Source organism: Rhodococcus sp. IEGM 1408 (assembly GCF_033142235.1).
In the GTDB taxonomy this organism is placed as follows: domain Bacteria; phylum Actinomycetota; class Actinomycetes; order Mycobacteriales; family Mycobacteriaceae; genus Dietzia.
On record NZ_JAWLRW010000004.1, the window covers coordinates 106,482 to 129,630 of the forward strand.

Sequence of the window (23,149 nt, forward strand, 5' to 3'; positions counted from 1 at the left end):
AACACCGGATGTTGTCAAGAGGGGAGCCCTACAGTGGGGGCGTGACCGACACCACAACAGACTCCCCACCTCGCACGGCTGCCGCCGTAACGCCCGCCGCCGGGCCACGCCGCGTGCACGCGTTCCGGGACGACGCGCTCGGCCACGACGACGCCACCGCTCTCGCGGCCCGCATCCGCAGCCGGGAGGTCTCGCCCACCGAGCTCGTCGAGGCGGCGATCGAGCGTTGCGCGGCGGTGGACCCGGTACTCGGGGCGCTGGTACACACGGATTTCGACCGCGCACGACACCGCGCGTCGTGGATCGAGACCTCCCAGTTCTCCGCCCCGCTCTCCGGGGTGCCGTCGGCGTTCAAGGACGCGGTCCGGGTGGAGGGCTCACCCATGCGACTGGGCTCGTCAGCGGTTCCCGCGAACCCGGCCCTGAGCGACGGCCCCTACGCCCCGCTCTTCCGGGCCACCGGGCTCAACCCAGTGGGAACCACCGCGATGCCCCCGTTCGGCTGGACCGCTGCAACCGAGCGGCAGGGCGGCCTCGTCACCCGCAATCCGTGGGATACCGACCGCACCAGCGGTGGGTCGTCGGGGGGGTCGGCGGCGCTGGTGGCCGCCGGTGCGCTTCCGATCGCGCACGCCAACGATGGTGGGGGGTCGATCCGCATCCCCGCGGCGGTCACCGGGCTCGTGGGGTTCAAGCCGAGCCGTGGCCGACATCCCGACGAGACGTTCACGGCCCACATGCCGATCCCGATCATCTCCCAGTCCGTGGTCACCCGGTCCGTGCGCGACACCGTGGCCTTCCTCACCGCCTTCGAAGCAGGTCACCGGCCCGTCGGGGTCCCGCCGCTGGGCCCGGTCGCCCCGGCCCCTGCGCGTCGGCTGCGGATCGGACTCGTCGAGCAGAGCCCGGCGGGCGGCCCGACCGACTCCGCGACCTTGTCGGTGTTGCGCGAGGCCGCCGAGCGGTTGGCTGCACTGGGGCACGAGATCGTGCCCAGCCCCGCGCCGGTCCCACCCTCGTTCCGCGAGGACTTCGTGGCCTACTGGGGCCTGCTCGCACTGAGCACCTCCGGTACCGGTCGGTCCCTGTTCGACCCCGACTTCGACACCGATCGACTAGACCCGTTCACCCTCGGCCTCGCCGCGATGTCCCGGCGGGGTCTGCCCAGACTCCCGCTCCACCTTTACCGCCTGTTCCGGACCCGGCGAAGGTTCGACTCGACGTTCGGCGACGTCGACGTCTACCTCAACCCGGTGGTCGGCCACGAGACGCCCGAGATCGGGTATCTGGACGCGGACCTGCCGTACGAGACCCACCTCGAGCGGGTCTCCAACTGGGTCACGTTCACGCCGCTCCAGAACATCGCCGGCTCCCCCGCCGTCTCGCTACCGACCGGCCACGCGCCGGACGGCATGCCGATCGGTGTTCACCTGTCCGCCCGGATCGGCCACGACAGCCTGCTGCTCGAACTCGCCTCCGAGTACGAGGCCGCGTTCCCGTTCGCCCGGATCTGGGAGTAGCCGTCACTCGTCCAACAGTTGCGAGACCCGTGGGCCGACCCGTCGCCGCAGGATCACCTCGGTGCGGGTACGCAGGACGCCGGGGGTGGAGATGATCGCGCTGAAGACCTCCTCGAGGTGAGCGTGATCGCGGGCGACCACCCGGCACACGATGTCGAACTCCCCGGCGATGCTCATCACCTCCAGCACCTCGCGCACCTCCGCCAGTCCCGCACACGTCTCCTCGAGCTCGGCCTGCGCCAGTTGGATGTGGACCAGTGCCGACAACGGGAAACCCAGTGCTGCCGGTTCGAGCGTCGGCGCCCACGACGCGATCACCCCGCGGGCCTCCAGCTTGTCCAACCGGGCCTGGGCGGTCCCCCGCGCCACGCCGAGGCGCCGGGAGAACTCGCGCACCCCGACCCGCGGGTCGGCCATGACGATCTCGAGTAGGCGCCGGTCGATCTGATCGAGCAAGTGCAGCGAATCCATGTGCCCACCATAAACGACGACGAGGTGGACAACATGCGCACTCAGATCGAGTAAATGCCCGTCCGATTGTGCAGTCTGCCCGACTTCCGGATGACCACGTGACGCACGTCACTGTCCGTCCTAGCCTGGAGGCAGCGGTCGCGATACCCCGGGGCCCAAGTTCGCAGAAGCAGTGTTTCAGAAACAGAGCTCTCAGAAGCAGGTGAGACCCATGACCTCCCTCCTCGGCTCCCCGAGCGGAACGCGGGACGACCTCCCGCGCCCCGGGCAGCGCGACACCGGGCACACGAGCACCGATCTCACGCAGACCGTGCAGACGGACACCGGATCGTTCACCCTCTCCGACCGCTACACGCGCGAGAGCGGAACCGTCTTCCTCACCGGGATCCAGGCTCTGGTCCGCACCGTCCGCGACCGCGCCCGGCTGGACCGCAGGAACAACCTGCTCACCGCGAGCCTCGTCAGCGGTTATGAGGGCTCTCCGCTGGCCGGATACGACCTGGAACTGGCCAGGAGAGCTGAGTTCCTCGCGCCCTTCGACATCGTCCACCGCCCGGCCCTCAACGAGGAGGCCGGGGCCACGGCGGTCATGGGCTCCCAGCTCGCGCGCCGCACGGGCACCCTGCGCGCTACCGCGCACACCGGCGGCTCACCGCTCCAGGGGGTCGTGGGCTACTGGTACGGCAAGGCCCCCGGTCTGGACCGTGCGACCGATGCGATCCGCCACGCCAACCTCATCGGGACCGACCCGCACGGCGGAGCGGTGGCGTTCGTGGGCGACGATCCCGGTGCCAAGTCCTCGACCGTGCCCTGCGCATCGGAGCTGGCCCTGGCCGACCTCTACCTGCCGACGCTCTACCCTGCCGATCCGCAGGACGTGCTGGACTTCGGCGTCCACGCGGCGATCCTGTCCCGGGTCTCCGGACTGTGGTCGGCCATGAAGATCTCCGCGCACGTCGCGGACGCCTCCTCGACCGCGCTCGTCGACCCGGACCGGATCGTCCCGGTCTACGGGGACCTCGGGACCAGCCCGCACGTACCGTCGGGTCAGCTACTCGGGTCGAGCCTGATGGCGCTCGAGCAGAACCAGCTCACCATCCGACTCCCGCGGGCCCTGGAGTACGCCAGGCTGAACAGGCTCAACCGGATCGTGCAGTCGACCGCTGACGACCGGATCGGCATCGTCTCCGCCGGCAAGACCTACCTCGACGTCCGCGAATCCCTGCGCCGGCTGGGCCTGGACGACGCCGAGCTCGCCCGCCGCGGGATCCGGGTCCTCAAGCTGGGCATGATCTATCCCCTCGAGCGCACCGTCCTCGACGAGTTCATGACGGGCCTCACCGAGGTGATCGTGGTCGAGGAGAAGCGCGACTTCATCGAGACCATGATCCGGGACATCATGTTCGGGCGGCCGGGCGTCGCCCGCGTCGTGGGCAAGACCCACGATGACGGATCCACACTGTTCAGTCGGTTCGGCGAGCTGGACGTGGATTCGGTCACCCGTGGCCTCGCGCAGCGGCTCGGCCGAGTTCACGGAATCGAGTCGGCCCGCACCTGGCTCGACGGCCCCGGCCGCGGGCGTTCGCGCATCACGCTGCCACTGGCCACCACCCGCACCCCGTACTTCTGCTCGGGATGCCCGCACAACAGCTCCACCAAGGTCGCCGACGGCACGCTCGTCGGCGGCGGCATCGGTTGCCACGCGATGGTCCTGCTGATGGACGAGAGTCAGGTCGGCACCGTCACGGGTGTCACCCAGATGGGTGGCGAGGGCATCCAGTGGACCGGCATGTCGCCGTTCCTCACCGAACGCCACATGGTGCAGAACATCGGGGACGGCACCTTCATGCACTCGGGGTCACTCGCGCTGCGTGCGGCGGTCGCGTCCGGCGACAACATCACCTACAAGCTCCTCTACAACGGGACGGTCGCGATGACCGGCGGCCAGGACCCTGTCGGCGAGATGAGCCTCCCGGAGATCCTGCGACTGCTCCGGGCGGAGAGGGTCGCCAAGATCGTCGTCACGACCGACAACGTCAAGGCCACCCGCGCGCAGGGACTCCCCCGCGGCGTCGAGGTCCGCGACCGCGCGGACACCCTCGCGGTCCAGCAGGAACTCGCCGCCGTCCCCGGGGTCACGGTGCTGGTGCACGACCAGTTCTGCGCCGCGGAGAAGCGCCGCCACCGCAAGCGCGGGACCTACCCCACCCCGGCCGAGCGGGTGGTGATCAACGAACGCATCTGCGAGGGCTGCGGCGATTGCGGTAAGAAGTCCAACTGCCTCTCGGTCCACCCGGTGCAGACCGAGTTCGGGCGCAAGACCCAGATCGATCAGTCCACGTGCAACTTCGACTTCTCGTGCCTGCAGGGCGACTGCCCCGCCTTCGTCACGGTGGTCCCCGGGACCAGGACCGAGCGGGTGGCCACCGCTCCGGCGCTCGAGGCGGCAGCGCTCCCCGAGCCCGCCCGCGCCGAGGTCGACGCCGATCTGGGGTTCTCCCTCCGCCTGACCGGTATCGGTGGCACGGGCATCGTCACCGTGTCGGCAGTGCTGGCCACCGCCGCGGTGCTCGACGGCAACTCGGCGCGCACCCTCGACATGACGGGCCTGGCGCAGAAGGGTGGCGCCGTGGTCTCGGACGTCCGGGTGAGCCGGCACCCACTCGAACAGCCCCCCAAGATCGGGGCCGGCGACTGCGATCTCTACCTCTGCTGCGACGGCCTCGTCGGCGCGGACGACACCCACCTCAAGGTCGCCCACCCGGACCGCACCACCGCGGTCGTCTCCACCACCCAGGTCCCCACGGGCACGATGGTCATCGACACCGCGGTGGCGTACCCGTCCGACTCCGACATCCAGGCAGTCATCGGTCGCGCCACGAGCCGCGGCGTCTACCTGGACCCGGGCGCGCTCACCGAGGGCCTGTTCGGTTCCAGCCAGACATCCAACATGCTCATGGTGGGTGCGGCCTACCAGAGCGGCGCGCTGCCGATCTCGGCCGAGTCCCTCGAGCGGGCGATCGAGCTCAACGGCGTGGCCGTCGAGAAGAACCTCCAGGCGTTCCGCCGGGGCCGCCAGGCCGTCGCCGAGCCCGAGGCCGTGTCCGCGCTGCTCGCCGCGCTCCACCAGCCGGCGTCCACCTCGACTGCCGACCGTCACACCCCGTCACCCGCGTGCGAGCGGCTGCTCGCCGACCTCGGGCCGGATGCATCCCCGGAGCTCCGGGCCGCGGTTGCTCTACGCGTCGACGAACTGATCGGCTACCAGGACGAGGCCTACGCCGCCGACTACGTGCGCCGGGTCGAGGCCCTGCGCACCGCCGAGGCGCTGGCCGACAGCGGCGCAGCCACCGGCACCGGCGTCGGCACCGGCGCGCCCGCCGAGCAGCTGACCCTGGCCGTGGCCAGGAACCTCCACAAGCTCATGGCCTACAAAGACGAGTACGAGGTGGCCCGCCTGGCCGTGGACCCCGAGTTCGCTGCGCAGCTCACCCAGGAGTGGGGCGAGGGGGCAGCGGCCAAGCTCAAGCTGCACCCGCCGACGCTGCGGGCGATGGGGATGAAGAAGAAGATCTCCATCGGCCCCAGGGCGATGCCGGCGATGAGGGCGCTGGCCAGGATGAAGCGCCTGCGCGGCACCCCGCTCGACGTGTTCGGCTACGCCGGCGTCCGCCGGACCGAACGCGAACTGCTCGCCGGGTACCGCGACCTGGTGGACCACGTCACCGCAGAGCTCCGGCGCGTGGGCCCGGTCGGCAAGGACGCGACCTGGCGTGGGACCGCCGTCGCGCTGGCCGAGTTACCGGACATGGTCCGGGGGTACGAGCACGTCAAGCTCGCAGGCGTGGAGCGCTACCGCGAGGAGTTCAGCACCCTGCGCGCCCAGCTGGACGACTGAACCCAGCTGGACGCCTGAGCCCAGCCGAACGCCTGGCCCCACACTCCGCCCCCCGCCCCTCCCCGCGGGCGGTGCACCGTCAGTCGCGCGGGAGGACTGCTACGACGAGTACCGTCGCCACACCCGTGAGGACCAGCACCATGCCGGCGGTCCCGGCCCACCCGGCCAGAGCGAGGAAGGTGCCCCCGAGGAAACCGAACACCGAGGATCCGGCGTAGTACCCGAGGTTGTACAGCGACGTCGACTGGGAGCGACCGGCGACCGCCGACGTTCCCGCCCACCCGGCGGCCACGGCGTGGGCGGCAAAGAAGCCGGCCGTGAGCACCACCATTCCGAGGATGATCACCCAGATGTTCGCCACGAGGGTGAGGGCGACTCCGCCCATCATCACCAGGTTCCCGCCGATCAGCACCGGTCTCCGTCCGAGGCGTGAGGCGAGGACGCCCGCCCTCGGCGAGGACAGCGTTCCCGCGAGATAGGCCAGGAAAATGAAGCTGGTGAGCCACAACGGCAGCAGGAACGGTGGTTCAGCCAGGCGGAATCCGAGGAAGTTGTACATGGCCACGAAGCCGCCCATCGTGAGGAATGCCTGGAGATAGATCACCCAGAGCGTCGGCGAACGCAGATTCCCGAACAGCTGCCCCGCCGCCTCGGCCACGCCACTGCGTCTCGGGGTGAAGTTGCGCGCCGGAGGGGCGGTGGCGGAGAACGTGAGTACGCAGAGGACCGCGATCGCCGTGACGACCAGCATCCCGGCCCGCCAGCTGATCTGCTCGCCGACGGGCGCCGCGATGATCCTCCCGGTGAGCCCGCCGATGCTGGTACCGGAGATGTAGGTGCCCGCCGCCACCGCGGCGCCCCGGGGACCGACCTCCTCGCTGAGGTAGGCCACGGCGAGCGCCGGCACACCGCCGAGCATCATGCCCTCGAGGAACCGCATCGCGAGCATCATGGGGAAGCTCGGCACGACCACCGCGAGCACGGAGAACACGCAGGCGAGGCTGATGGCGACCAGCATCGCGGGCCGGCGGCCGGTGGCGTCGCCGATGTAGGACCACGGGATCACCCCCAGGGCCAACCCGAGCGTGGCGGCCGAGATCATCAGCGCCGCCCCGTCGGCGGAGACGCCCTGGTCGGCCGCGATCAGCGGGAGCAGGCCCTGTGGGGAATAGAGCTGCGCGAAGGTGGCGATGCCGAGGAAGAACAGCGCGATGTGCAACCGCCGGGACGCCGGCGTCCCGGACGCGATACCGGGGCCGGCGCTGCTGTCCACGGGCGGGCCCGTCAAGCGCGCAGCGCGGCGGCCGCCATCACGGTGAGCACGCGCCGCAGCTCCGCCTCTGCCATCGACGGCAGGCGCGGGCTGGCGTTGAGCAGCCCGAACACCGCGTGCACGTGAGCGCGCGCATCGACGGCGGCCAGTTCAGGCCGCAACCGCACCAGCGCGTCGACCCACATCTCGGCGTATTCGCGCTGCAGACTGCGCACCTCGTGCCGGGGCCCGGCCGGCAGCGACCCGAGGTCGCGGAACTGCACGCTGATCAGGTCCGGCTCGGTGGCCACAAAGTCGACGTGGACCGCCAGCAGCGCGTCCAGGACCTCCTCCGCCCGACCGCCCCGCCCGACCGCCGCGCGCCCGCCGTCGCGGAGTCGGCGGGAGATGTCCAGCAGCATCTCGGCCAGCACGTCCTCCTTGGAGGTGAAGTACCGGTACATGCCCGGCCCGGAGATGCCCACCTCGGCGCCGATGTCGTCCAGGCGCACCGCGTGGAACCCGCGCCGGGCCATGAGGCGGGCGGCGGCCACGAGGATCTGGTCGCGGCGCCGGGCCTTGGCCTGGGCGCGCGGGGTCAGCGCACCCACCCCGTCGCTCACCTGCGCCATCGCCGACCCCGGTCTGCTCAGTGGAAGAAGTGCCGGGCGCCGGTGAAGTACATCGTGATCCCCGCCTTCTCCGCCGCCTCGATCACCTCGGCGTCGCGCACGGATCCGCCGGGCTGGACCACTGCGCGCACACCGGCCTCGGCGAGCACCTCGAGCCCGTCGGCGAAGGGGAAGAACGCGTCGGACGCGGCCACGGATCCCGCGACCCGCTCCCCTGCCCGCTGCACCGCGAGCCGAGCGGAGTCCACGCGGTTGACCTGCCCCATGCCCACGCCGACCGTCGCACCCGACTGCACCAGGAGGATGGCGTTGGACTTGACCGCCCGGCAGGCGCGCCAGGCAAAGAGGAGGTCGCGCAGGGTCTGCTCGTCGGCGTCGTCACCGCAGACCCTGGTCCAGCCCTCGGTCACGTCGCCGTCGGCGTCCAACGCGTCACGCTGTTGCACGAGCACGCCACCGGAGATCTGCTTGTGCTCGAACCCTTCGGCCGCCGGTGCCCGCGCCTCGAGGATGCGGATGTTCTTCTTGCGCTGCAGGATCTCCACGGCGCCGTCGGCGTAGGACGGCGCGATGATCACCTCGGTGAAGATCTCGGCCACCTGCTCGGCCATCTCCACGCTCACCTCGCGGTTGGCGGCGATCACGCCCCCGAAGGCGCTGACGGGATCGCACTCGTGGGCGGCGCGGTGCGCGGCGGTGATATCGGGATCGATCGCGATGCCGCACGGGTTGGCGTGCTTGATGATCGCCACGCACGGCTCGGCGTGGTCGAAGGCGGAGCGCCAGGCGGCGTCACCGTCGACGTAGTTGTTGTAGCTCATCTCCTTGCCGTGCAGCTGCCGGGCCTGGGCGAGGCCGGGCGCGGCGGCGGGGTCGGTGTAGAGGGCGGCGCTCTGGTGCGGGTTCTCGCCGTAGCGCAGGGTGGCGGCCAGGTCGAGGCTCTGCCCCTGCCACACCGGGTAGGCCTCGGCGCCGTCCGGCGCGGAGACCGAGGTCTGCTCGGTCATCCAGGTGGCCACCGCCAGGTCGTAGGCACCGGTGTGCCGGAACGCGGCGGCGGCGAGCCGGCGGCGCTCGGAGAGCGGGAAGCCGCCCGCGGCCACGGCCTCGAGGGCCTCGCCGTACCCGGCCGGGTCCACCAGCACGGCGACCGACGGGTGGTTCTTGGCGGCCGCGCGGACCATGGACGGTCCGCCGATGTCGATCTGCTCGACGCAGGCGTCGAAGTCCGCGCCCGAGGCGACGGTGTCGGTGAAGGGATAGAGATTGACGACGACGAGCTCGAACGGCTCCACGCCCAGGTCCGCGATCTGCTCGAGGTGCTCGGGCTTGCGCGTGTCGGCCAGGATGCCGGCGTGCACCCGCGGGTGCAGCGTCTTGACCCGGCCCTCGAGGCACTCCGGGAACCCGGTCAGCGCGTCGACGGGCGTCACGGCGACCCCGGCGTCGGCGATGCGCTGCGCCGTCGAGCCGGTCGAGACGATCTCGACCCCGGCCTCGGCGAGTCCCCGGGCGAGGTCCTCGAGTCCGGTCTTGTCGAAGACGCTGATGAGGGCACGGCGTACGGGCCTGCGGGACTGGTCGGTCACGAGCGGACCACCTTTCGACCTTCGATGTGGAGGCGGCCACGAGCGGCGGCCGCGAGGATGTCGACGAGCATCTCGCGCTCGACGACCTTGATGCGTTCGTGGAGGGTCGACTCGGTGTCGTCGACCAGGACGTCTACGGCGCGTTGCGCGATCACCGGTCCGGTGTCGACGCCGGAGTCGACGAGGTGAACGGTGCAGCCCGTCACCGTGACGCCGTAGGCGAGCGCGTCGCGCACAGCGTGGGCACCGGGAAAGGAAGGCAGGAGCGCCGGGTGAGTATTGATGACGCGCCCCGCGAACTCGCCGAGGAAGGCTCCACCGAGGATGCGCATGAAGCCGGCCGAGACCACCCAGCTCGGGTCGAACGCCCGCACCGTGTCCGTGAGCGCGCGGTCCCAGGACGGCCTGTCGGGGTGATCGGCGGGACGGACCACCGCAGTGGCCAGCCCGGCACGCGCAGCGCGGGCCACGGCCTCGCAGTCACGGTCGGAGACCAGTGCGATGATGCGGTACGGGCAGTCCGGAACGGCAGCCGAGTCGAGCACACTCTGCGCCAGGGTGCCGGCGCCCGAGGCGAGGAGCACGACCGGACGAGCTACTCCGGACTCGGCACTGTCCACGTCCCTAAGCTCCTGACCGTCGAGTCACCTACCCGGTAGACCCCGGGCCACGGCTGGCAGTCTAGTCGGCGTCCGGGCGGGTCCCGGACGCGCTACCCCGGGGCCGGCGCTAGGGCTTGTGACCGGGGGCGGCCCCGGAGTCGTCCTCAGGCTCAGAATCAGGCGCGTACTCCGTCATCACAGCGTCGTCGTACTCGCCGGCGGTGCTGTCGGCAGCGGTCTCGGCGTCGGCAGCCTCGCGGTCGGCGGAGCTGTCGTCACCTGTGCTGTCGTCAGCTGTGCGGGCGTCATCTATGTCATCGGCGGCGGTACCGTCGTCCACTACCTCGTCGTCGTCGAGTCGGTCAATCCCGGCCTCGTCATCGCCTACCGCGTCGTCGCCGTCGAGTCGGTCGATCCCGGCCGCATCATCGCCGGCCGCGTCATCGCCGGCCGCGTCGTGATCGAGCGGTTCGATCCAGGCCTCCTCCGCGGGGGACTCCGCCACGGCCGCGTAGTCCTCGGAGCCCGGTGCCGGTTCGACCGACGCTTCGACTGCCGGATCCCCCGCCGGTTCCCCAGGCATCTCCGGCCCCACGGTCCCGGCGCGCCGACGGCGACGGTCGAGCTCGCTCTCCGCCCGCTCACGCCGCCGGGTGAGGCCGGCCAGGGACAGCGCGATGGTCGCCGAACCGATCACGCCGAAGAGCAGTAGAGCGGTCCCCGCGGCGATGAGCGAACCCGTTCCGATGGTGCCGAGCGCGCCCAACTCGCCGCCGGCCACGACCGGGCTCACAGCCATCACGAGCGCGACGATCGCGGCAGCCAGCCACGCTGCCTTGACCGCATCGGCGGTGCTGCGGAACCAGTGCGCAACCGAACGGGCGAGCCCGGCCGCCATGAGCACGGTCACCAGGAGCAACCCCTGCACCACCCAGTGCGGATCCGTCGTGGGCAGCGCGGCGGCGAGCGGGACCTCCGGCATCGGCCCGCGCGAGACCGCGAACACGCTGTAGGAGGCGGCACCGAGGTGCGCCTCACCCCCCACCACGACCGTGGTCGCGGCCACCACCACGTTGGGCAGGTAGGCGGCGGAGATCGCGGTGAGCGCAGCGGTCCCGACCAACCCCTTGCCGATTTCGAGCACGCTCCCCACGGGCTCCCACGCCAGCACCAGGCCGACCAACACCAGGACCGTCGCCAGGGCGCAGGTGGCCGCCACGAAGGCGGCACCCAGGTGGATTCCGCCCCGCACCCAGAGCGGCAGGATCTCGCGGAGATCGCGACGGAAGTACAGCCACACGCCCAGCCCGGACCCGAACGCTCCGACGGCGACCGTCCACAGCAACGCGGACGTCAGGGACACCTCGCGTACCGCGAAATCTGAGGCCGCCGACCCTACGAGCAGGGAGGCGAGCGTGGTGAGGAGGAGCCCCGCCACCGTCACTCCGGCGACCGTCGCGCCGGCCTCGCGCGGGCCCGGTTGTTCGATGTCGGACAGGACGGCACGCGTCTGCCGCGCCAGCACCGCCACGTAGAGCAGCGGGGGCAACAGCGGGAGGAAGCCCAGGGTGACCGAGTCCACGGTGAGCGGCACCCGGTTGACCACCAGCCACTCCACGGCGACCACCGCGAAGAGCGACTCGAAACCGCGCGCGGTGAACACCAGCAGACCGAGGGTGACCGCGATCAGGACGAGGACGGTGACGATGACCGGGAGCGCCGCGGCCGCGGCCGTCCACAGCAACGACCGGGCGCCCGCGGGCGCCCGTCTCGCGGCGGGCCTGATGACACGGGGAGGACTCACCCTGACACCGTAGATACCTGTGCTCACGAAGGACCCCCGGCACGCCGCGACCCCCGCCATCCGGGGATGACGGGGGTCGGGTGAACGCACCTGCGATCGGGTGATCACATGGCGTCGAGGATCTCCTTGGCGAGCGCGGCGGTCGCGGACGGCGTCTTGCCGACCTTGACGCCAGCGGCCTCCAGGGCCTCCTGCTTGGCCTGCGCGGTGCCCGCGGAGCCGGAGACGATGGCGCCGGCGTGGCCCATGGTCTTGCCCTCGGGAGCCGTGAAGCCGGCCACGTAGCCGACGACCGGCTTGGTGACGTGGGCCTTGATGTAGTCGGCAGCGCGCTCCTCGGCGTCGCCGCCGATCTCACCGATCATCACGATGACCTTGGTCTCCGGGTCGTTCTCGAAGGCCTCGATGCAATCGATGTGCGTGGTGCCGACGATCGGGTCGCCGCCGATGCCGATGGCGGTCGAGAAGCCGTAGTCGGCGAGCTCGTACATCATCTGGTAGGTCAGCGTGCCCGACTTGGACACCAGTCCGATCGGACCCTTGCCGGCGATGTTGGCCGGCGTGATGCCCACCAGGGACTCGCCCGGCGTGATGATGCCCGGGCAGTTGGGGCCGATGATGCGGGTCTTGTTGCCCTTGGCGACGTTGTAGTTCCACGCGTTGGCGGTGTCCAGGACGGGGGCGCCCTCGGTGATGACCACGGCGAGCGGGATCTCCGCGTCCACGGCCTCGATGATGGCGTCCTTGGTGAAGGGCGGCGGGACGAAGAGGATCGTCGTGTCGGCGCCGGTGGCCTCCATGGCCTCCTTCACCGAACCGAACACGGGGAGCTCGACGTCGTTGCCGTCGGCATCCTTGTGCTGCACCGTCGTGCCGGCCTTGCGCGCGTTCACGCCGCCGACGACCTGGGTACCGGCCGCGAGCATGCGGGCGGTGTGCTTGGTGCCCTCGCCGCCGGTGATGCCCTGGACGATGACCTTGTTGTCCTTGTTGAGGAAGATCGACATGTGTGTAAGGTCCTCTGCTTCTTACTTGGCGGCCAGCTCGGCGGCCTTGTCGGCGCCGGAGTCCATGTTGTCGGCCAGGGTCACGAGCGGGTGGTTCGCCTCCGCGAGGATGCGACGACCCTCCTCGACATTGTTGCCGTCGAGGCGGACCACGAGCGGCTTGTTGGCCTCGTCGCCCAGCATCTCCAGGGCCTTGACGATGCCGTTGGCGACCGCGTCACACGCGGTGATGCCACCGAAGACGTTCACGAAGACGCTCTTGACCTGCTCATCGCCGAGGATGACGTCCAGGCCGGCGGCCATGACCTCGGCCGAGGCGCCGCCGCCGATGTCGAGGAAGTTGGCGGGCTTGACGCCACCGTGGTTCTCGCCGGCGTAGGCGACGACGTCGAGCGTGGACATGACCAGTCCGGCACCGTTGCCGATGATTCCGACCTGGCCGTCGAGCTTGACGTAGTTGAGGTTGTTCTCCGCCGCCTTCTGCTCGAGCGGATCAGTGGTTCCCGCGTCGGCGAAGTCCGCGAAGGTCTCCTTGTGACGGAACTCAGCGTTCTCGTCCAGGGTGACCTTGCCGTCGAGTGCGAGGATCCGGTCGTCCGGCGTGCGAACGAGCGGGTTGACCTCGACCAGCGAGGCGTCCTCGTTGATGAAGACCTCGTAGAGCTTGGCGATGGTCACGGCGGCCGCGTCCAGCACCTCCTCGGGGAGGTGGCCGGCGGCAGCGATCTCTCGTGCCTTGGCAACGTCGACGCCGACCGTGGGATCGATGTTGATCCGCGCGAGGCGGTCCGGGGACTCCTCGGCGACCTGCTCGATCTCCACGCCGCCCTCTACCGAGCACATGGCCAGGTAGTTGCGGTTGGAGCGATCGAGCACGAAGGAGATGTAGTACTCCTCGGCGATGTCGCTGGCCTCGGCCACAAGGAGCTTCTTGACGATGTGGCCCTTGATGTCCAGGCCCAGGATGTCCTCGGCCCGTGCACGCGCTTCGGTGGCGTCCTCCGCCAGCTTCACACCGCCGGCCTTGCCTCGGCCTCCGACCTTGACCTGCGCCTTGACGACGACAGGCTTGCCGATCTCGGCCGCAACCTTCTCGGCTTCTTCCGCAGTATCCGCGACGCGCCCCGGGGTGGTGGGGACGTCATGCTTCGCGAAAAGAGCCTTTGCCTGGTATTCAAAGAGATCCATCAGCTCACCATCTTGACGTGGGTAGATTCGCCCGGCCCTGTTGAAAGCCGAGTCAACCCTCATCCTAAGCGCCGAGTGTGTCGCCCGTCGCACCCTGGGGGTATCCCTGTGCAGTGGATCACACGTGGCGCACAGGGTACGGGCCTTGGCGGCGACACTCGGGCCCCGCCCATCCCACTCGGCTTATTGAACCACTGGAGTCACACGGGTGTGACCCACCCCTCCCCATCGCTCCGGCCGGCACCTTGCGGCACCGTTGCCAATCCGTTACTTTGGAGCACGCCTTAGTCACGAAATGATCACAGCAGGACCTCAGAGGGGAATCATCACCGGTGAACAACGAGTCGCAGCACGTACCACTAGCGACTCCTGTCGTCATCTCCCCTGCTGGCGGGCCTCGCGTCGGTCGTCATCGACTTCCCGCTCCTCCCCACGCCCTGCGCGGTAGAGCAGCCGTCCTGGCCGTCGCCGCGGGTGCGGCGGTCTCCGCCGCCTCCGCAGGTTCCGTCCTGGACGTCGCAGGCACCCACTCGACCGAGGCCGGCGACATCGCACTGCTCGCCAACGGGGAGACCGTGCCCGCGACCCCGGCACCCTCGACCTCCGCGACCGCCTCCGCCACTCCGTCGCTCCCTGAGCCCGTCGTCATCACGGCCATGGCCGCGGAGACGGAGAACGCGCAGTCCACGATGCTGTACGCGGGCACCGAGATCAACACCCAGCGCGAGATCGCCGAGGAGCAGGCGCGGCGGCCCAAGGTCGCCATGCCGGCGTTCGGTTCCTACACCTCCCCTTACGCGATGCGCTGGGGCGTGATGCACGCCGGCGTCGACATCGCCAATTCCGCCGGCACCGAGATCTACGCCGCCACGGACGGCACCGTGATCGACTCCGGACCTGCTCAGGGCTACGGGAACTGGATCCGGATCATGTCCGACGACGGCACCATGACGGTCTACGGCCACATGCAGTCTCTCGACGTCAGCAAGGGCGAGCGCGTCTACGCCGGTCAGAAGATCGCGGGCATGGGCTCGCTCGGCTTCTCCACCGGTTCACACCTGCACTTCGAGGTCCTGGTCAACGGCGGCAAGGACCACGTCGACCCGGCGCTCTGGCTTGCCCAGCAGGGTCTCGGATCCCCCGGTACGGGCAGCGCGGGCAGCACGGGCATGGCCGGCAGCACGGAGCTCTCGAACACCGGCTCCCTCGGGAGCTGACACCCGCGTGCAGCTGGGCCGTCGGCCCGCCCGCATGACATCACGTCACCGCACGGACCCGCTCCTCGGGCGCGACCCCAGGACGCCGGCCGCTCGTCCCCGGCGACCGCACGGATCGCGGTCTCGCTCCCCCGTACCGTCTTGACGTGGGTCCTCGCTCCGGGCCACCCCCGCTAACCGGACTCCCCGTCGGAGGATGGCGGCGGCCCGGGCGCGAGCTGTGGTCGGACATGTGGCCGGATAGTTCGTCCGGGACTGGGGCGATCAGCCGGTCGACCCGATCCAGACGACCGACCAGTTCGGTCCCGCCGGGCGCCAGAACGTGACTGATCCCCCTAGAGCTTCTGCATGGGGACGCCGCCGATGAGCATCAGCCGGACCTTCCCGGACGCGCCGAAGTCGATCGTCGCCGTGGCCCGCGGACCGCTGCCATCACAGGACAGCACCTTGCCCAGCCCGTACTTGTCGTGGGTGACGCGGTCGCCAGGTACCAGTTCGAGGGTGGGCGCGGAGGTCCTAGCTCTCGGGATACCGGACGACCGCCCGCCACCGGAGCCGACGCCGCCGGAACCGGAGCCACCCCCGGAACCGAAGCCGCGCCCGCCGCCTCCTCCACTTCCGCCGCCACTGCCGAAGCGGCGCCGCTGGGAGTAGTCGTCGTCGCCGAAGCCGCCTCCGCCGGCGGGCTCCTCGCGCTGCCACTCGATCGCCTCCGAGGGGATCTCCTCGAGGAAGCGCGACCCGGGATTGGTCATGGGCTGACCCCACGAGGAGCGCATCATGGCGCGGGTCAGGTAGAGCCGCTTCCGAGCACGGGTGATGCCCACGTAGGCCAGCCGCCGCTCCTCGGACAGTTCCGCCGGGTCCCCCAGCGCGCGCATGTGTGGGAACAGGCCGTCCTCCATGCCGATGAGGAAGACCACCGGGAATTCCAGTCCCTTGGCGGTGTGCAGGGTCATGAGCGTGACCTGCCCCTGGTCATGAGCGGGGATCTGGTCGGCGTCCGCCACGAGCGACACCCGCTCGAGGAACGCCGCGAGCGAACCGGGCTCGGCCAGGCCCTCGTCGAGCTCGGCGTCCGCCTGGTCCGCAACCGCACCCGCGGCGTCCCCTGCCGACTCCTCTCCGAAGCCCTGTTCACGCGCGGATCGTTGCAGCGCGGCCTCGGAGGAGAACTCCCGCCCCACCCCCACGAGTTCGTTGAGGTTGTCCAGCCGTGCGGCGTCCTGCGGATCGTTGGACGCCTCCAGCTCCGCCCGGTAGCCGGTCCGCTCGAGCACCGCCTCGACGAGCGCTCCGACATCCGGAGCAGACCCCTCGCCACCGGCGTGGTCACTTCCGTCGAGTCTTCCGCGCAGGTCGTCGAGCAGCGAGACGAAGCCCGCGATCGCCTTGACCGACCGGGTGGGCAGCAGGGCGACCTTCCCGTCGGCCGCGTCCCGCAGCGCCGCACCGAAACCGATGGCCCGCTGTTCGGCGTGGACCACCACGCACGCCTCGGCGCGGTCCCCGATTCCTCGCCGCGGGGTGTTGAGGATGCGGCGAAGCGCCACGGTGTCGTCCGGGTTGGCGAGCACCTTGAGGTAGGCGACCACGTCGCGCACCTCCTTGCGCTCGTAGAACCGGGTTCCGCCGACGACCTTGTAGGGCAACCCCAGACGGACGAACACGTCCTCGATCACCCGGGAGGAGTTGTTGGTCCGGTAGAACACGGCGACGTCGGAGTAGGAGGCGTCCCCGGAGTCCACCAGCCGGTCGATCTCGCCGGCGATGAACCGCGCCTCGTCGTGCTCGTTGTCCGCCACGTAGCCCACCAGCAGTTCGCCGGCGCCCTCGTCGGTCCACAGGTTCTTCTCGCGCCGGCCCGGGTTGCGGGAGATCACCGCGTTGGCGGCGGAGAGGATCGTCTGCGTGGAGCGATAGTTCTGTTCCAGCAGGATCGACCGGGCGTCCGGGTAGTCGTGCTCGAAGTCCTCGATGTTGCGGATCGTGGCGCCACGGAACGCGTAGATGGACTGGTCCGCGTCACCCACGACGCACAGCTCCGCCGGAGTCACCCCGGCGGCGGCATCCGCCTCGGACCCGGCCGCGCCGCCGACAAGTGTCCGGACCAGGACATACTGCGCGTGGTTGGTGTCCTGGTACTCGTCCACCATCACGTGCCGGAATCGGCGACGGTAGTAGGCCGCCATCTCCGGGTACGCCCGGAGCAGCCCCACGGTCTCCCCGATCAGGTCGTCGAAGTCGAAGGCGTTGGCCGCCTGCAGTCGCGCCTGGTACTCGGTGAAGACCGTCGCCACGGTCTGTCCGGTCCGGTCCGAATCGGCGAGCGCGCGGTCCATGGCCTCGGACGGCTCGCGCAGTTCGTTCTTGTGGTTGGAGATGGCCGTGGCCAGCATCCGCGGGGTGAACTTCTTGATCTCGAGGTGCTGTTCCTTGGCGATCATCCCGAGCAGGCGGCGGGAGTCGTCCGAGTCGTAGATCGTGAAGTTGGAGTTGCGCGTGCCCAACAGTGCTGACTGCGCTCGCAGGATCCGCACGCAGATGGAGTGGAACGTGGCCACCCACATCCGCTCCGCGTGCGGCCCGACCAGGGCCGACACCCGCTCCCGCATCTCCGCTGCGGCCTTGTTGGTGAACGTGATGGCGAGGATCTGCCCGGGATGGGCCCCACCCTCGGCCAGCAGGTAGGCGATCCGCCTGGTCAGCACACTGGTCTTACCCGAGCCCGCGCCGGCCACGATCAGCAGCGGGCCGCCGCGGTGCGTCACCGCGGCGGCCTGTTGCGGGTTGAGCCCGTCGAGGAGGAGCGAGGTGCGGCTGACGGGGGCGGGAGCTGTCTGCGTGGCGGGGGCTGTGTAGGTCATCGTGGAGTCCAATCTACCGGCCCGGTCCGACACCGCGGTCTCAGCGCTGGCGGGCCCCCATGAACTCCTCCACCTGGGACGCGGTCGCCGTCAGACCCGGGTCGTTGTCCAGGTAGTGGCGGGTCTCGCGGACGATGAGGCCGGAGAGGACCAGGAGGCCGATGAGGTTCGGGATCGCCATCAGCCCGTTCATCACGTCGGCGAAGTTCCACACCACCTCGAGCTCGGTGACCGCTCCCACGAACACCACGCAGGTGAAGACCATGCGGTACGGGATCACACCGCGCGCTCCCACCAGCCGCTCCATGCATCGCTCGCCGTAGTAGGACCACCCGAGGATGGTGGAGAAGGCGAAGAACGCGATGGACACCGCCACGAGCTTGTCGCCGTAGGGGATCGCGTCCGCGAACGCGTCGGCGGTCATCGTCCCGGCCGAGTCGCTCCCCTCCTGCCACACGCCGGAGGTGACGATCACCAGACCGGTGAACGTCACAACGATGATGGTGTCGATGAACGTCTGGGTCATGGACACCAGGCCCTGCCGCGTGGGGTGGGTGGTCTTGGCCGCGGCCGCGGCGATCGCCGCCGAGCCCATGCCCGACTCGTTGGAGAAGATGCCGCGCGCCACGCCCATCTGGATGGCGTACAGGATCGCCGCGCCGGCGAAGCCGCCGACCGCGGACGTCCCGGTGAAGGCGTGCGAGAAGATCTCCCCGAACGCCGCCGGGATCGACTCGGCGTTGACCACCAGTACGACCAGGCCGCCGAGGATGTACAGGACGATCATCAGGGGTACGAACCCGGCGGTGACCCTGCCGATGGACTTGATGCCGCCGAGCAGGACCGCGCCGGTGAGGACGAACATCACGATGCCGGTGGCCACGTGGGAGACCCCGAACGAGTTCTCCAGCTGGGTCGCCACGGCGTTGCCCTGGGTCATGTTGCCGATGCCGAAGCTGGCCAGCACGGCGAACACCGCGAAGACGATCGACAGGGCCAGGCCCACTCTGCCGCCGGTGCGGCCAAAGAGCTCGGCGAACCCGCGGTGCAGGTAGTACTGCGGGCCGCCGGACTGCTCTCCGCGGGCGTCGGTGACGCGGTACCGCACGCCGAGGAACGCCTCGGAGTACTTGGACGCCATGCCGACGAGCGCGGTGATCCACATCCAGAACAGCGCCCCCGGCCCGCCCAGCGCGATGGCGGTGGCGACGCCGACGATGTTGCCCACCCCGACGGTCGCGGCGAGCGCGGTGGTGAGCGCCTGGTACTGCGAGATGTCGCCGGTCCCGCCGTCGTCACTGCGCTCCAACAGACCGAGCCGCAGTGCCGGTCCTAGCTTGCGGAACTGCAGCAACCGGAGGCGGATCGTCAGGAACAGGCCGGTACCCAGGAGCAGCGGGATGAGGACGAAAGGTCCCCAGATCACCGAACCGATGTCCGCGAGAAGCGTGTTGAAGTTTTCCACGGGCGGAAACTCTAGACGGTGTCGCGGCGGCGTCGGGGCGGGGTGGGACAATCGTCACATGACCACCGACCCCGCCGGCCCAGATCCCGCCGGCACAGTCCCCGCCGGTTCAGATCCCGCCGGCACAGACGACCCGTTGTCCGAGGCCCAGATCCAGGAGTTACGGCTGGAGATCGACCGGTTGGATGCCGAGATCCTGGACGCGATCGTCCGCCGCAGCGAGATCTCCAAGCGCATCGGCCGCACCCGCATGCAGTCCGGCGGCACCAAGCTCGTCCACACCCGGGAGCTCAAGGTCTACGAACGCTTCTCCTCCCTGGGCCAGGAGGGCCAGACGCTCGCGGGGATGCTCCTGCGCCTCGGCCGCGGCCGGTTGGGTTAGAGACTGGTCGGCCAAGCCCCGGGTCAGTCTGGCCCTGCTCGTCCCGGTCCGATTCAGCCCGGTCCCATCCGGCCCGATGTGGAGGCGAATCCCAGCCACGTGTGGTGGTTGCCGGCCCAACACCAGCCCACCTTGGGCGCCCCCTTGTTCTGGCGGCCGTCGCGGCCCGTCCCGCCACTGATCCACAGTGCGGGGGTCCGGGAGTCCAACCCTCCCTTGACCTTCCGCTTGCGCGACCCGATGCACATGAAGCACTTCCCGGGTTCGAGCATCTCCGGCGCCTGGAGCAGCCAGCTCACCCCCTCGGAGATGGTCAACGGCGTGCGCGCCCGTCGGCCCAGTTCGGCGTGGGCGTCGGTGGGCGCCCGGTCCAGCAGGTCGTCGTCGCGTGTCACGTCGCCCACCAGGTAGAGCGGGGCGTCCGGGACGTGGACGTCGTCGGTGGGGGAGAAGTCGGCCAGGTCGGACATGTCGACGACGACGAAGCCCGCCTTGCCCTCACGACTCAGCAGGGTCGCGAGTCGGGCGGTGGACACGAGCGACGGGTGGACCGCCAGCACGACACGGCCGGTGCCCGGATCGGCCGGTAGCGCCGGACCCGGGTGTGCTGGGTCAGGAAGCGCCGCGGCGTACTCGTGCAACCGCCCGGCGGAGATTCCGGCGAGTCCGGGCACGCCGAGCTCGACGAGTCGTTCAGCCTGCGCGGCGACGGAGCGTCCGGGGTGAATGGGTTCCGGATGAGTTGCGGGGGTCACGTGTCTGGAACACGCGGCGGCGGTGACTTGTTCCCGACTAGCCTCGCAGGTGGACCGGGGACGACACTGAGCACAGACTCTGGGCAGGAGCGGTGATGACGGACATCAGCACGACACAGCAATGGGCGGCAGTCGAGGGCCTGGTTCCCGCGATCGGCGAGGTGACGCTCCGGGAGCTGTTCGACGCCGATCCCGAGCGCGGCCGTCGACTGTCCGTGACGGCCGGCGACCTGCACGTGGACCTGTCCAAGCACCTGGTCACCGAGGAGGTCCTGACCGCGCTCATCAAGCTGGCTCGTGCCGCGCACCTGCCGGCGCAGCGGGCGGCGATGCTCCGCGGTGACCGCATCAACACGACCGAGGGTCGATCGGTCCTCCACACCGCGCTCCGTCTCCCGGCGGATGCCGAGCTCGTCGTCGACGGCCGTGACGTAGTGGCCGACGTCCACGCGGTCCTGGCGCGCATGACCGATTTCTCCGACCGCGTCCGCTCCGGCGCGTGGACCGGGCACACGGGCGAGCGGATCGACACCGTGCTCAACATCGGCATCGGCGGCTCCGACCTCGGGCCCGCGATGGTCGACAGGGCCCTGCACCAGTTCCAGACGGCCGGCATCCGGGCCCGGTACGTCTCCAACGTCGACCCCGCCGACCTCTCGACCGTGCTCGCGGAGATCAACCCCGCCACGACCCTGGTCGTGGTCGCCTCCAAGACGTTCACCACGCAGGAGACCATGGCCAACGCGCACGCGGCGCGCCGGCACTTCGTCGAGGCCCTGGGCTCCGAGGACGCGGTCGGCTCGCACTTCGTAGCGGTGTCGACGGCCGCGGAGGAGGTCGCCGACTTCGGGATCGCGGCGGACAACATGTTCGAGTTCTGGGACTGGGTCGGGGGTCGCTACTCGGTGTCGTCCGCGATCGGTCTGTCCGTCATGCTCACGGTGGGCCCGCCCGCGTTCGTCGAGCTGCTCGAGGGCTTCCACACGATGGACGAGCACTTCGCCACCGAGGCGCCCGAGCACAACGCGCCGGTCCTCATGGCGCTGCTCGGCATCTGGTACACCTGCTTCCTCGGGGCGCAGTCCAAGGCCGTGATCCCCTACGCCCAGGATCTCCAGCGATTCCCCGCCTACCTGCAGCAGCTGACCATGGAGTCGCTCGGCAAGTCCGTGCGTCTCGACGGCTCCGACGTCTCCTACCCCACCGGCGAGGTCTACTGGGGCGAACCCGGCACCAACGGTCAGCACGCCTTCTTCCAACTCCTGCACCAGGGAACCCAGCTCGTTCCGGTGGATTTCATCGGCGTCGCTCGGCCGACCACGGACCTCCCCACCGCCGACGGCGCCGGGTCCATGCACGACCTGCTCATGGCCAACCTGTTCGCGCAGTCAAGGGTCCTGGCCTTCGGCAAGACCGAAGAGGAGGTCCTGGCCGACGGTGTGGAGCCGGCCCTCGCCCCGCACAAGGTCATGCCCGGAAACCGGCCGTCCACCACGATCCTCGCGCCGTCGCTCTCTCCCGGAGTTGTCGGCCAGCTGATCGCCCTCTACGAGCACATGGTGTTCGTCCAGGCGAGCGTCCTGGGGATCAACGCCTTCGATCAGTGGGGCGTCGAGCTCGGCAAATCCCAGGCCGGCGAACTGCTGTCCGCCCTCATCGCAGAGAAGCACCCCGGCGACGGTTTCGACTCCTCAACAGACTCCCTCGTGGAGATCTACCGCGAGGCCCGCGGACGGCGCTGACCTCGGGCAGCGGCGGCGCTGTGGTCGCGCGGTCACGAGCCGTCTGGTCCGCCGGTTCCGACCGCTGAACGTCTCCCTTCGCGCATCTAGCGCCATGTCGTATCCGCGTGTCACGCTGTGACCATGGCCACTGTCTACTGCACCGCCACCAGCCTGGATGGATTTATTGCCGACGACGACGAGAGCCTTTCCTGGCTGTTCACCACACCCGGCGCAACCGATAACGCCCCGGGAGATACGGCTCCCGAAGGCGCCGGACCGGAGCTTCACTTCGACCGGTTCTTCGAGAACGTCGGGGCGATCGTCTGTGGAGTCAACACCTTCGAGTGGGTACGTCGCGATCTGACCAAGGACGGCCGGCCTTTTGTCTGGCCCTACGAGCTGCCAACCTGGATCGTCACCCACCGGAGCCTCGAGCCCGTCGACGGGGTCGAGTACTTCGCTGGGGATGTCGCCGACCTGCACCCCAGGCTCGTGGAGGCAGCCGACGGCAAGGACGTGTGGATCGTGGGCGGCGGGGACCTCGCCGGCCAGTTCGCCGACCCGGGCCTGTTGGACCGGGTGTGGGTCCACCAGTGCGCGGTCGTCCTCGGCGCCGGCAGGCCCCTGCTCCCCCGGCGACTTCGGCTCCACCGCGAGAAATTGGAAGTCAACGGCCAGTTCACCGCGATGGTGTTCAGGGTCGTCGGAACCGAACCCCGCGACTCTTCTCAGCCCGCCCCACCTGAGGATTAACCCTTGCGCGTTCGAATATGTGT

General features: G+C 69.9%; 17 protein-coding genes. 6 read left to right on the forward strand and 11 right to left on the reverse strand.

Going from position 1 to position 23,149, the window contains the following annotated elements:
- Positions 1–41 precede the first annotated feature (41 nt).
- Positions 42–1,520, forward strand: a complete 1,479-nt coding sequence (locus R4P08_RS07825; RefSeq protein WP_317813233.1) for an amidase — start codon at positions 42–44, stop codon at positions 1,518–1,520.
- Positions 1,521–1,523: 3 nt separating this feature from the next.
- On the opposite strand, the gene R4P08_RS07830 is transcribed toward R4P08_RS07825, so the two are convergent.
- Positions 1,524–1,991, reverse strand: coding sequence for an Lrp/AsnC family transcriptional regulator (locus tag R4P08_RS07830; protein WP_317813234.1), 468 nt, complete (start codon positions 1,989–1,991; stop codon positions 1,524–1,526).
- A 211-nt stretch (positions 1,992–2,202) separates the two neighbouring features.
- Here R4P08_RS07830 and R4P08_RS07835 point away from each other — a divergent pair, with 211 nt between their 5' ends.
- Positions 2,203–5,889 (forward strand): indolepyruvate ferredoxin oxidoreductase family protein, encoded by a 3,687-nt coding sequence (locus tag R4P08_RS07835; protein ID WP_317813235.1) that lies wholly within the window; start codon positions 2,203–2,205, stop codon positions 5,887–5,889.
- Between the two features lie 79 nt (positions 5,890–5,968).
- Here R4P08_RS07835 and R4P08_RS07840 read toward each other — a convergent pair whose 3' ends face one another.
- The 7 genes from R4P08_RS07840 to sucC all read right to left on the reverse strand — a co-directional run bounded on the left by R4P08_RS07840 (position 5,969) and on the right by sucC (position 13,963).
- Positions 5,969–7,162, reverse strand: coding sequence for an MFS transporter (locus R4P08_RS07840; RefSeq protein WP_317813236.1), 1,194 nt, complete (start codon positions 7,160–7,162; stop codon positions 5,969–5,971).
- 11 nt (positions 7,163–7,173) lie between these two features.
- Positions 7,174–7,773: a TetR/AcrR family transcriptional regulator gene (locus R4P08_RS07845; RefSeq protein ID WP_317813237.1), complete on the reverse strand. Its 600-nt coding sequence runs from the start codon at positions 7,771–7,773 to the stop codon at positions 7,174–7,176.
- A gap of 17 nt (positions 7,774–7,790) precedes the next feature.
- Positions 7,791–9,362 (reverse strand): bifunctional phosphoribosylaminoimidazolecarboxamide formyltransferase/IMP cyclohydrolase, encoded by a 1,572-nt coding sequence (purH, locus tag R4P08_RS07850; protein WP_317813238.1) that lies wholly within the window; start codon positions 9,360–9,362, stop codon positions 7,791–7,793.
- Positions 9,359–9,982 carry a phosphoribosylglycinamide formyltransferase gene (gene purN, locus R4P08_RS07855; RefSeq protein WP_317813239.1) on the reverse strand — a complete coding sequence of 208 codons (624 nt, stop codon included), beginning with the start codon at positions 9,980–9,982 and terminating at the stop codon, positions 9,359–9,361. The genes purH and purN overlap by 4 nt, the downstream gene beginning before the upstream one ends.
- 109 nt (positions 9,983–10,091) lie before the next feature.
- Positions 10,092–11,768: a DUF6350 family protein gene (locus R4P08_RS07860; RefSeq protein ID WP_317813240.1), complete on the reverse strand. Its 1,677-nt coding sequence runs from the start codon at positions 11,766–11,768 to the stop codon at positions 10,092–10,094.
- Between the two features lie 104 nt (positions 11,769–11,872).
- Positions 11,873–12,775 carry a succinate--CoA ligase subunit alpha gene (gene sucD, locus R4P08_RS07865; RefSeq protein WP_317813241.1) on the reverse strand — a complete coding sequence of 301 codons (903 nt, stop codon included), beginning with the start codon at positions 12,773–12,775 and terminating at the stop codon, positions 11,873–11,875.
- Between the two features lie 21 nt (positions 12,776–12,796).
- Positions 12,797–13,963: an ADP-forming succinate--CoA ligase subunit beta gene (gene sucC / locus R4P08_RS07870; RefSeq protein WP_317813242.1), complete on the reverse strand. Its 1,167-nt coding sequence runs from the start codon at positions 13,961–13,963 to the stop codon at positions 12,797–12,799.
- Positions 13,964–14,295: 332 nt separating this feature from the next.
- On the opposite strand from sucC, the gene R4P08_RS07875 reads away from it, so the two are divergent.
- Positions 14,296–15,180 carry a M23 family metallopeptidase gene (locus tag R4P08_RS07875; RefSeq protein ID WP_317813243.1) on the forward strand — a complete coding sequence of 295 codons (885 nt, stop codon included), beginning with the start codon at positions 14,296–14,298 and terminating at the stop codon, positions 15,178–15,180.
- A gap of 335 nt (positions 15,181–15,515) precedes the next feature.
- On the opposite strand, the gene R4P08_RS07880 is transcribed toward R4P08_RS07875, so the two are convergent.
- Together R4P08_RS07880 and R4P08_RS07885 are read right to left on the reverse strand one after the other, a co-directional pair.
- Positions 15,516–18,047, reverse strand: a complete 2,532-nt coding sequence (locus R4P08_RS07880) for a UvrD-helicase domain-containing protein (protein WP_317813245.1) — start codon at positions 18,045–18,047, stop codon at positions 15,516–15,518.
- Positions 18,048–18,087: 40 nt separating this feature from the next.
- A complete protein-coding gene (locus R4P08_RS07885; RefSeq protein ID WP_317813246.1) occupies positions 18,088–19,512 on the reverse strand; it encodes a sodium:alanine symporter family protein in 1,425 nt (474 codons plus the stop codon).
- A 58-nt stretch (positions 19,513–19,570) separates the two neighbouring features.
- On the opposite strand from R4P08_RS07885, the gene R4P08_RS07890 reads away from it, so the two are divergent.
- Positions 19,571–19,894, forward strand: coding sequence for a chorismate mutase (locus R4P08_RS07890; protein ID WP_317813247.1), 324 nt, complete (start codon positions 19,571–19,573; stop codon positions 19,892–19,894).
- Positions 19,895–19,947: 53 nt separating this feature from the next.
- On the opposite strand, the gene R4P08_RS07895 is transcribed toward R4P08_RS07890, so the two are convergent.
- Complete coding sequence (locus R4P08_RS07895) at positions 19,948–20,649, reverse strand: DUF5701 family protein (protein WP_317813248.1); 702 nt, start codon at positions 20,647–20,649, stop codon at positions 19,948–19,950.
- Positions 20,650–20,741: 92 nt separating this feature from the next.
- Here R4P08_RS07895 and pgi point away from each other — a divergent pair, with 92 nt between their 5' ends.
- The gene (gene pgi / locus R4P08_RS07900; protein ID WP_317813249.1) at positions 20,742–22,391 is read left to right on the forward strand and encodes a glucose-6-phosphate isomerase; all 1,650 of its coding nucleotides are present in this window, start codon (positions 20,742–20,744) and stop codon (positions 22,389–22,391) included.
- Positions 22,392–22,514: 123 nt separating this feature from the next.
- Positions 22,515–23,126, forward strand: coding sequence for a dihydrofolate reductase family protein (locus R4P08_RS07905; protein ID WP_317813250.1), 612 nt, complete (start codon positions 22,515–22,517; stop codon positions 23,124–23,126).
- Positions 23,127–23,149 lie beyond the last annotated feature (23 nt).

Coding starts and splice junctions, on each gene's coding strand:
- R4P08_RS07830 (WP_317813234.1), bottom strand. CDS start 1,991: ATGGATTCGCTGCACTTGCTCGATCAGATCGACCGGCGCCTACTCGAG.
- R4P08_RS07835 (WP_317813235.1), top strand. CDS start 2,203: ATGACCTCCCTCCTCGGCTCCCCGAGCGGAACGCGGGACGACCTCCCG.
- R4P08_RS07845 (WP_317813237.1), bottom strand. CDS start 7,773: ATGGCGCAGGTGAGCGACGGGGTGGGTGCGCTGACCCCGCGCGCCCAG.
- sucD (WP_317813241.1), bottom strand. CDS start 12,775: ATGTCGATCTTCCTCAACAAGGACAACAAGGTCATCGTCCAGGGCATC.
- sucC (WP_317813242.1), bottom strand. CDS start 13,963: ATGGATCTCTTTGAATACCAGGCAAAGGCTCTTTTCGCGAAGCATGAC.
- R4P08_RS07880 (WP_317813245.1), bottom strand. CDS start 18,047: ATGACCTACACAGCCCCCGCCACGCAGACAGCTCCCGCCCCCGTCAGC.
- R4P08_RS07890 (WP_317813247.1), top strand. CDS start 19,571: ATGACCACCGACCCCGCCGGCCCAGATCCCGCCGGCACAGTCCCCGCC.
- R4P08_RS07905 (WP_317813250.1), top strand. CDS start 22,515: ATGGCCACTGTCTACTGCACCGCCACCAGCCTGGATGGATTTATTGCC.